Source organism: Protofrankia sp. CiP1_Cm_nod3 (assembly GCF_982290655.1).
Genome location: NZ_CEVIVD010000005.1, coordinates 84,212 through 85,103 on the forward strand (window position 1 = coordinate 84,212; position 892 = coordinate 85,103).

Genomic DNA, 892 nt, shown 5'->3' on the forward strand with positions numbered 1-892 from the left:
TGGCCGGCGTCGGCGAGCTTGGTGCGCTCGGCGTCGTCCCGCGGCCACAGCCGTCCCTGGATGACACCGCCGAGACAGGTCACCGCGCACGCGCTGATGATCCCCTCGGGGGTGCCACCGATGCCGAGCAGCAGGTCGACGCCGGTGTCGGCGGAGGCCGCCATGACCGCGCCGGCGACGTCCCCGTCGGAGATGAGCTTCACCCGGGCGCCGGCCGCGCGGATCTGCTCGATCAGCTGGACGTGGCGCGGGCGTTCCAGGACGACGACGGTCACGTCCCGCGGATGCACGCTCTTGGCCTTGGCGACGGCCCGGATGTTGTCCTCGACCGGTGCGGTGATGTCCACCACGTCGGCGGCCTCGGGGCCGGTGACGAGCTTCTCCATGTAGAAGCAGGCGCTCGCGTCGTACATGGACCCGCGTTCGGACACCGCCATCACGGAGATCGCGTTGTTCATGCCCTTGGCGGTGAGGGTGGTGCCGTCCACCGGGTCGACGGCGACGTCGCACTCGGGGCCCTCGCCCGAGCCGACCTCCTCGCCGTTGAAGAGCATGGGGGCCTCGTCCTTCTCACCCTCGCCGATGACGACGACGCCCCGCATCGACACCGTGCCGACGAGCCGTCGCATGGCGTCCACGGCGGCCTGGTCGGCGCCGTTCTTGTCACCGCGCCCGACCCATCTGGCGGCCGCGAGGGCCCCCGCCTCGGTCACTCTGACGAGCTCGAGGGCGAGGTTGCGGTCGGGTGCCTGCCCCTGGACGACGAGCGGGTCAGGAAGGTTCGCGCTTTCGGCTGCCACGGAAGTGAGACTAGTTGCACATGAGTGAATCCGCCCACCGATAGCCGGCGGGCCACCGGCGGCCCGCCGGCCGCGGGGCGGACGTCACCCGG

The 892-nt window shown here is 71.7% G+C and carries 1 protein-coding gene; it reads right to left on the reverse strand.

Annotated features, from left to right (window positions below; genetic code table 11):
* The coding region (gene glpX, locus AC5LUJ_RS02720; RefSeq protein WP_493464403.1) for a class II fructose-bisphosphatase at positions 1-800 on the reverse strand (800 nt) is incomplete at its 3' end.
* Between the last annotated feature and the right edge of the window lie 92 nt (positions 801-892).